The organism is Streptomyces tricolor (assembly GCF_002155905.1).
In the GTDB taxonomy this organism is placed as follows: domain Bacteria; phylum Actinomycetota; class Actinomycetes; order Streptomycetales; family Streptomycetaceae; genus Streptomyces; species Streptomyces tricolor.
In genome coordinates this window covers 1-8,266 of record NZ_MUMF01000308.1, presented here as the reverse complement: position 1 = coordinate 8,266, position 8,266 = coordinate 1, and the positions used below count along the sequence as shown (strand labels likewise).

Here is an 8,266-nt window from a genome sequence, read left to right as displayed (position 1 = left end):
GCCAGGTTCTGGCCGATGCACTGGTGGATGCCGTGGCCGAACGCCAGGTGTCCGGCGGTGTCCCGGCCGAGGTCCAGGTCGGCGGGGCAGCCGTACTTGGCCGGGTCGCGGTTGGCGGCCGGCAGGGACACCGTGACGGTCTCCCCCTTCTTCACCAGCTGGCCGTCCAGCTCGACGTCCTCCAGCGCGGCGCGGAAGATCTCGTACTGGTTGACGGTGACATAGCGGAGGATCTCCTCCACGGCCGCGTCGATCCGGGAGAGATCGGCGCGCAGCGCGGCGAGTTGCTCGGGGTGGTGCAGCAGCGCCATGACGCCGACGCTGAGAGCGCTCTCGGTGGTCTCGTAGCCCGCGAACAGCAACAGGGCCACGATGTTGCCGAGTTCCTCGTCGGTCAGCTCGCCGGCGGCCAGGAGCCGGCTGATGATGTCGTCGCCGGGCTGCTTGCGCTTGCGCTCGATGGTCTCCCCGATGAGCGCGCCGACCTGCTCGTAGACCGCCATCGCCTCCGCGGCGTCACCGTCCGGGTCATGGGTGATGGCGGGCGCGTCGGCGTACCGCTCGCGCTCCTCGTACGGCAGGCCGACCAGGTCGGACAGGATCCGCAGGACGAGCGGCTTGGCGAAGGTGCCGAGCAGGTCGGCGGGGGCGCCGTGGGCGCGCATCTCCTCGATCTGTTCGGCGGCCACCGACTCGACGCGCGGGGCGAGTTCGGCGATGCGCCGGACGGTGAACTCGGGTGCCAGCATGCGGCGGAACCTGGTGTGGTCCGGCGGGTCCATGTGGATGAACATGCCGGGCAGCGCCGGGAACGGCGGTACGGGGCCGCCGTACTTGGTGACGGGGAAGTGCCCCAGCTCCAGGCTGTGGCTGAAGCGGGGATCGCTGAGGACCTCCCGGGCGATCCGGTGGCTGGTGGTGAACCAGCCGATGTGCCCGTCCGGGTAGGACATGCGCGCGAGGGGGCGTTCCTCCCGCAGCTTGTCGAAGATCGCGGGAGGGTCGAAGTGATGGGTGCGTGACCAGACTTCTTCGTAGGACAGCATCTCGCTCATGAAGCGCCTTCCCCACAGTGTGTGAACGTATCTGTCCGCGGAAATCCGCACCCCCGCGCCTCGGGTGCGCCCGCCCGCGAGGTGGTGCCGACGGTCAGAGGGCCAGCTTGCGCAGCGTCTCGCGGGCGTCGGCGAGGGACTTCTCGCCCAGCGGCTTCAGCTGGGCCATTGCGGGCACGATCGCCGCGAAGGTGAGTTCGGCGTGCACGAACTTCAGGTTGTCGGCGAGGCCGATGGCGCCGAGCACGGCCTTCAGGTAGGGCTCCTGGTAGTCCCAGCCCTCGCGCGGGGTGCCGGGGGCGTAGGAGCCGCCGCGGGCGGTGACGACGATGACGTTCTTGCCGCTCAGCGCGCCGGACTCGGCGCCCGGGGGCAGCATGTGCGCCGGGGTGACCAGCCGGTCGATCCAGGACTTGACGGACGAGGGGATCGTGTAGTTGTACATCGGGACGCCCAGCACGATCGTGGTCGCCTCACGGACCTCGGCGTGCAGCGCCTCGGTGAGCGCCTGCTCCTCGGGGGTGACGCCGTGCAGGTCGCCGGTCGGGTCGAAGAGCCACTCGCGCACCTCGTGCGTGATGTGCGGGATCGGCTCGGCACCGAGGTCGCGGTAGGTGTAGCCGGCGTCGGGGTGGTTCTGCCGCCACTGGGTGACGAACTCGGCGGTGAGCTGCCGTGTGACGGACTCGCCGGAGCGGATGCTGGTGTCGATGTGCAGAAGGTGCGGCATGACAGGACTCCTGGCCAATCGGTGTGGCTGTTCCGGCAACCCGCCCGGTCCCTTCCGGCCGGCGCTCGCCGGCGGGACGGCACAACACGGTGAGGAGCGGTGCTTCCCTTGCTGGAGGCTACGTGGGGGGACGGCCGCGGCGGCATCCCTCAGGTTGGTAGGGCAGGGGTGGTAGGGGTGGCGCGGAGCCGTCACCTGCGCTGACGGTCCCGCGCCGGCCGGCGGCTACCCGGCCTGACGCGCCATGGAGGGGCCCACCAGGAACTGGGGCTCCGACTCGGGCTCGGCGGGCCGGTCGTCGCGTTCCTCCACCAGGATCCGGTTCCAGGAGCGGGCCAGTTCCACCCGGGAGGTCACGTCGAGCTTGCGGAAGATCTTCTTGAGGTGGAACGCCACCGTGTGCGGCGAGATGTAGAGCTGGCTGCCCACCCTGCCGTTGGTGAGTCCCTGGCTGACCAGCTCGGCCACGGCGAACTCGGTGTCGGTGAGCCGGCTGACCCGGGTCCGGCTGCGGGCCGGCCGGCCGCCGTGGTCGTCGAGTTCGCGGAGCCGGCTCTGGACCCGTGCGAGGTCCCGGGACGCCCCGGCGCCCAGGTAGGCGTCGGCCGCGCGGCGCAGCAGGTCGACCGCCTGGTCGCGTTCCGGGACGCGCGCGGAGCGCACCCGGCTGGCGTCCTCCAGGGCGGACGCGCGGGCCCAGGGGTCCAGGTGCCGTTCCGAGGCGGCCTCCAGGGCGTCCGCGTCGCGGGCGTACAGCCCGGCGGCGTGCTCGGCCGCCGCCTGGACGCTGCGGAAGCTGCGGTTCATCAGGGCGAGCCGGCTCATCGTGCGGACGGCGCGCTCGGCGAGGTCGGCGTCGCCCAGCCGCTGCCCGGCCCGGACCAGCCAGGAGGCCGCCGCCGGCTGGGACACCAGCAGATCGCGGGTGAGCACGTCGTCGTGGAGGATGCCCTTCAGCAGGTGGGCCACGCTCTCCATGCCGTCGCGCGCCTCCAGGGCCTGGGCGGCGGCCCAGACGCACTGTCCCGGCATGAGGTTCTCCTGCCCGAGGAGGGCGGCGTCCCGCAGCCGGTTGGCGTACAGCAGGCCGGTCGTCAGGTCCAGGGAGCGCACGGAGCACACGGCCATGACCACGTGGCCGCGTGGGGGGAGTCCGCGGTTCCCGGCCTGGGAGGCCAGCCGGAGGCCGGCTTCGGCCGCTGTCGTCGCCTCGGTGAGTCTGCCCCCGGCGAGATGGATCTCCGCCTCGCACAGCAGCCGCGCGGCCTGCGTCTCGGGTCGGTGGGGTCCGTGGGCGGCGGTCTCCTCGCCGGTGAGGAGCCGTTCGGCCGGCCTGAGGCCGCGGACGCGCGTCAGCAGCGTCGCGTACCAGATGCGGGCCTCCGGCGGAGCGTCCCGGACGGGGCGTTCCCCCCTGGCCGGTTCGGACGCGGCGGCGGCTAACTCCATGCTTTTGCCGAGCCGTCCGTCGAGCCAGAAGAGCGCTGATTGTGCGACAGAACGGCCTGGCTCACAGGACGATTCCAGAAGAGTCTGCTCGGATATGACTGAATATCGCGGGGGCACTACAAACCTCTGACGTGTAATCGGGTGGCGTTCTGAACTCGTGGGGTGTCGCTCTGACCCGTCGACCGTTCTTTCCGGTTCTTCCGGACCGCGCACAGCTGCTCCCGTCGTCCCCCCCGTGGCGCATGCGGTCCGGCCGTTTTCGGCCGCCGGGGGTGCCCGGCCCCCTGGTACGGCAGTCCAGAGTCCGCCCCGGAAATGCCGAAAGGTGTCTTGCGTCTGCCCGCTTCCGCCGTCCAGCACGAATCCGCACCTCACAGCCAGGGCGTCAGTGTCCGGCCGGCCGTACTCCGGGAACGGACGGTCTGCGGAACCCGCCTCGCCGAGGCAGCCGCCGCCTGGCACAGCCCGATTTGATGCAGGACATCAAGTAACCCCCCTGGCCTGTGACCCAGTTGTCCGTGTTGCCTACACGTGTGATGGACGCAGTCGCGCACGAACGTCACAAGGCTGGCGAGAAAGAGCGCTCTCGCCACCTACTCGTCGATCCTTCGCACAACGATACGTATTCATTCGGTGAAGTACCACGAATCGCTGTGACGCTGCCGTTAACGCTCCTCGACGTCTGATCCCGGGCGCGCTCGGCCGCGAGCGGCGTTCACCATTCCCCCACACAAGTCCCACCCCTGCGGGAGTGGCAAGGCGGCTCGCCGTCGCGCACGTCCCGGGGAGTAGCCCTGCCCCGGTCGGCGCCCTCGTGAACGTGAGCAATGCCACGGCGGCCGGGGACCGCCCGCCCGGGGGCACGACGGCGTGGTTCGGCCACCGTGGCCGAACCACGTCGGCTCAGCGCATCCGGCCGGTCGCGCGGCCGGCCAGCAGGTCGCGCAGTTCCCGGGCGTTGCGCCGGCTCACCGCGAGAATCCGGTCACCGATGCGGACGGTCAGATTCCCGCCGTCCACGCGGAGTTCCTCGATCCGGCCGAGGGCGACGAGCCGGCTGCGGTGGATCCGGACGAAGCCGCGTGAGCGCCACTGCTCCTCCAGGGTGGACAGCGGTATCCGCACCAGATGGCTGCCGTGGCCGGTGTGCAGCCGCGCGTAGTCGCCCTGCGCCTCGACATAGGCGATGTCGGCGAGGGGCACGAACCGGGTCACCCCGCCCAGTTCCACGGGCACCTGGTCGCCGAGGGCGGATGCCGCGGGCCCGGCCGCCGCGGGGGCTGCGGGGCGGGGCCCCTGCCCGGCCCGGACCAGCTCGGCGACCCGCCGTACCGCCTCGGCGAAGCGCTCCTTGCGGAGCGGCTTGAGCAGGTAGTCCACGGCCTTGAGGTCGAAGGCGCGCACCGCGAAGTCCTCGTACGCGGTCACGAACACGATCAGCGGCGGGGCGGCGAAGTCGCCCAGCAGCCGGGCCATTTCGAGGCCGCCGAGCCCGGGCATGTCGATGTCGAGGAAGACGACGTCGAAGCCGTCGGTGCCGTCGGTGCCGTCCGGGCCCTGGGCCATGGCCCGGCGCAGCCGGCGCAGCGCCTCGGTGGCGGACAGCGCGGGCACGACGGTGCCGACCCGCGGGTCCTCCCCCAGCAGGTACAGCAGTTCCGCGAGCGCGGGTTCCTCGTCGTCCACGGCCAGGACGCGCAAGGGCACGTCGGTCACCCCCATGTCCGGCAGCTCCTTCCGTCTCGGCCGCTCTCCCATGGTGGTCCGGCCGGCCGGCGCCGTCGAGATCACGGACGGCGGTGTGTCCGGGCCGTGACCCGGTGATGATCCCCTTGTCCGCGCATCGACCGGCAGGAGGAGGCCCGGTGGCACAGCTGAACCCCGAGGAGTGGGACGCGTACTACGCGCGCGGGGGCCGGTTCCGGCCGCTGGGCCCCGCCGAGCGCCGGCTGCTCGCCGCGCACGTCCCGGCACCGGCGGGCGGGCGCTGCCTGGACATCGCCTGCGGGACCGGAGAACTCGCCCGCCATCTGGCCGCGGCCGGGTACCGGGTGGACGCCGTCGACCGGTCCGCCGTCGCGCTCACCGAGGCCCGGCGGCACGCCGGGACGGGGGTGGCGTACCGGAGGCTGGACATCGAGCGGGACGGCCTCGACCGGCTCCCGCACCCCGCCTACGACTTGATCACCGTCCGGCTGGGCTGGGCGTTCGTCCGCGACCGGACCCGGGTGCTGAACCGGCTGCGGGAGCGCCTGCGGCCCGGCGGCGCGCTGTGTGTGATCACGCCGGTCACGGACGTCGTACCGGAGCGCGGACGGGGCGTGGCGCTGGACGAGGAGGAGATCGGGCTGCTGTGCGCGGGCTGGGAGTCCGCCCGGCGGTACGACGCCGACGGTCTGGCCCTGTTCGTCCTGCGGGGCCCCGCCCCCGTCCCGCCGGTCTGCGCCGGCAAGGGCCGGCCGTCCCCGCACGCCCTGACCGGTGCCGGTGTCGTCGTCACGGACCCGGCGGGGCGGGTGCTGCTGGGCTGGTCGGTGCGGGGCCTGTGGGAGCTGCCCGGCGGCAAGAACGAACCGGGTGAGGACTTCGCCGCCGCGGCCGTGCGGGAGCTGAGGGAGGAGACGTCCCTGGAGGCCGACCCCGGCGGAGCGCGGGTGCGGGCCCTCCTGCTGGACCGCGTGGACGGCATGCCCCGGGTGACGGCCGCCGTGCAGGTCACCCGGTTCACCGGCGAACCCGTGGTCACCGAGCCGCGGTTGGTCCGCCGCTGGGAGTGGCACGAGGTGGCCGACCTGCCGGGCCTGGGCCGCCCGCTGTTCACGCCGAGCGCCCACGTCCTGGACACGGTGTGGCCGGGTCTGCTGCCGGATCTGCCGCCGGTGCACCGGTACCCGGTCGCCGCCGGCTGAGTCAGTCGGGCAGCACCAGCCGGGCGGTCTCCCCCGGCCCCACCGGTATCACGCGGTCGCGCAGGCGGATGTCGATGGGCGAGCGGTCGGAGGAGGGGACGGCGATCTCCAGCAGGCCGCTGCGCAGCCGCAGCCGCACGCCCCAGTGGCCCTGGTAGCGGATGGTGAAGCCGTACGAGGACAGCTCGGGCAGCGGGACCGGGTCGAGGCACAGGCCGCCGCGGGTGACCAGGCCGGTCAGTCCGCGCTGGACGAGGTCGAGGGTGCCGGCCATGGCGCCGAGGTGGATGCCCTCGCCGGTGGTGCCGCCCTGCAGGTCGGCGATGTCCCCGCGCAGCGCCTCCTGGACGAAGCTCCAGGCGTCGGCGCGGCGGGCGCGGGCCAGGATCCAGCCGTGGACCAGGCCGCTGAGGGTGGAGCCGTGGCTGGTGCGGTGCAGGTAGTGGTCCACGGTGGACAGCCAGGTGTGCTCGTCCAGGTGGTGGCCCAGCTGCTGGAACAGCGAGCGGAGTTCGGGCGGCGAGAAGAGGTAGCCGAGCATCAGCACGTCGGCCTGCTTGGACGCCTTGTAGCGGTTGACGGTGTCGCCCTCCGCCTCCAGGATCCGGTCCAGGCGCCGGATGTCGTCGTACCGCTTGCGGTAGCCGTCCCAGTCCAGTTCGGTGAGGTCGCCGTAGCCGTCGAACTGGCTGATCACCCCGTCGTGGAAGGGGATGTACAGCCCGCGGGAGATCTCCGCCCAGCGGGCGGGCTCGTCCTCGGCGAGGCCGGTGTGCTCGGTGAGTTCGCGGCGGCGCGGCTCGGGCAGGCCGTGCAGCAGTTCCAGGGTGCGGCTGAGCACCCAGGCGGCGGTGACGTTGGTGTACGCGTTGTCGTCCAGGCCGGGCCGGTCGGCGTCGGGATAGGCGTCGTGGTACTCGTCGGGGCCGACGACGCCCCGGATGCGGTACCGGCCGAGGTGGTCGTCCCAGGCCGCCGACTGCCCCCAGAAGCGGGCGATCTGGAGCAGCATCTCGGCGCCCTCGCCGTGCCGGAAGTCGGTGTCGCCGGTCGCCTCGCAGTACTCCCAGACGTTGTAGGCCACGGCCGAGCCCACGTGGTGCTGGAGCCGGGAGTGGTCCGGCAGCCAGCGGCCGGAGCGCGGGTTGAGGTGGAGCTGCTGGGTCTCCTCGCGGCCGTCGCTGCCGCTCTGCCACGGGTAGAGCGCGCCGCACCTGCCGAGTTCCCTGGCCGCGTGGCAGGCCGCGTCCAGGCGGCGGTGGCGGTAGCGGAGCAGGGCGCGGGAGACCTCGGGCAGGTGCAGGTTGAGGTAGGGCAGGACGAAGAGTTCGTCCCAGAAGACGTGCCCGCGGTAGGCCTCGCCGTGCAGTCCGCGGGCGGGGACGCCGACGTCCAGGTCGGCGGTGTGCGGCGAGAGGGTCTGCAGCACGTGGAACAGGTGCAGGCGCAGGATGCTGCCCGCCTCGCCGGGCACGTCGAGCGCGGTGCGCCGCCACAGCTGCTCCCAGGCCGCGTGGTGGGTCTCGCGCAGTGCGTCGTAGCCGGGCGCGTCGACGACCCGGTCGACGGCCGCGCGCAGCGGGTCGCTGATGGCCGGGTCGCGGGAGGTGTGCAGGGCGACGGTCTTGTCGACGGTGGCGGTCCGGCCGGGCGGCAGCCGCAGGCGCAGCCGCTGTACGGCGCGGTGCGCCTCGTCGGCGTGCGTGACCGGCTCCTCGGCGGTCAGCCGGGCGGCCAGTCCGAAGCGGATGTCGGAGGTGCGGGTGCGGCAGCGCAGCCAGACCGTGCCGGGGGCGGCGGTGCCGACGTGGACGTGGGTGAGGTGCCGGCCGTCCAGGTCCCGGTAGCGGGCGACGCCGGAGTTGGTGACGCCGCCGTCCAGGGCGGCCTCGACGTGCAGGTCGACGGTGCGGCCCTCGGCGGTGAACTCGGTGCGCATTGCGGCGAGATGGGGGTCGGCGAGGTGGACCAGGCGTTCCTGCCGGACGAGGAGGGTGGCGCCGGCGCCGAGGGGGTAGCGGGTGCGGCGCTCCAGGAGGCCGGGGTCGAGGTGGAGCATCTGGTGGTGCTCGGTGACGGGGGTGGTGTCCGGGGTGAGCCAGTCCCCGCCGGCGGGGCGGAAG

6 protein-coding genes are annotated in these 8,266 nt (G+C 73.0%); 1 reads left to right on the top strand and 5 read right to left on the bottom strand.

Annotation, left to right across the window (positions count from 1 at the left end):
* From CCN44_RS22250 to CCN44_RS22235, 4 genes are all read right to left on the bottom strand, one after another.
* The coding region (locus tag CCN44_RS22250; RefSeq protein WP_086698911.1) for a cytochrome P450 at nucleotides 1-1,055 on the bottom strand (1,055 nt) is incomplete at its 3' end.
* 94 nt (nucleotides 1,056-1,149) lie between these two features.
* A complete protein-coding gene (locus CCN44_RS22245) occupies nucleotides 1,150-1,785 on the bottom strand; it encodes an FMN-dependent NADH-azoreductase (RefSeq protein ID WP_059246571.1) in 636 nt (211 codons plus the stop codon).
* A gap of 225 nt (nucleotides 1,786-2,010) precedes the next feature.
* On the bottom strand, nucleotides 2,011-3,234 hold the full coding sequence (locus CCN44_RS22240) for a helix-turn-helix transcriptional regulator (RefSeq protein ID WP_059246570.1): 1,224 nt from the start codon (nucleotides 3,232-3,234) through the stop codon (nucleotides 2,011-2,013).
* Between the two features lie 903 nt (nucleotides 3,235-4,137).
* Nucleotides 4,138-4,956, bottom strand: coding sequence for a LytR/AlgR family response regulator transcription factor (locus tag CCN44_RS22235; RefSeq protein WP_059246569.1), 819 nt, complete (start codon nucleotides 4,954-4,956; stop codon nucleotides 4,138-4,140).
* A gap of 143 nt (nucleotides 4,957-5,099) precedes the next feature.
* On the opposite strand from CCN44_RS22235, the gene CCN44_RS47420 reads away from it, so the two are divergent.
* On the top strand, nucleotides 5,100-6,143 hold the full coding sequence (locus tag CCN44_RS47420; protein WP_086698908.1) for a bifunctional class I SAM-dependent methyltransferase/NUDIX hydrolase: 1,044 nt from the start codon (nucleotides 5,100-5,102) through the stop codon (nucleotides 6,141-6,143).
* Nucleotide 6,144: 1 nt separating this feature from the next.
* Here CCN44_RS47420 and CCN44_RS22225 read toward each other — a convergent pair.
* Nucleotides 6,145-8,266, bottom strand: a 2,122-nt coding sequence (locus tag CCN44_RS22225; protein ID WP_086698904.1) for a glycoside hydrolase family 65 protein, incomplete at its 5' end; no start/stop codon positions are given.

Bases quoted from the DNA above. Each gene is read 5' to 3' on its own strand.
- CCN44_RS22245 (WP_059246571.1), bottom strand. From the start codon at position 1,785: ATGCCGCACCTTCTGCACATCGACACCAGCATCCGCTCCGGCGAGTCC.
- CCN44_RS22240 (WP_059246570.1), bottom strand. From the start codon at position 3,234: ATGGAGTTAGCCGCCGCCGCGTCCGAACCGGCCAGGGGGGAACGCCCC.
- CCN44_RS22235 (WP_059246569.1), bottom strand. From the start codon at position 4,956: ATGGGGGTGACCGACGTGCCCTTGCGCGTCCTGGCCGTGGACGACGAG.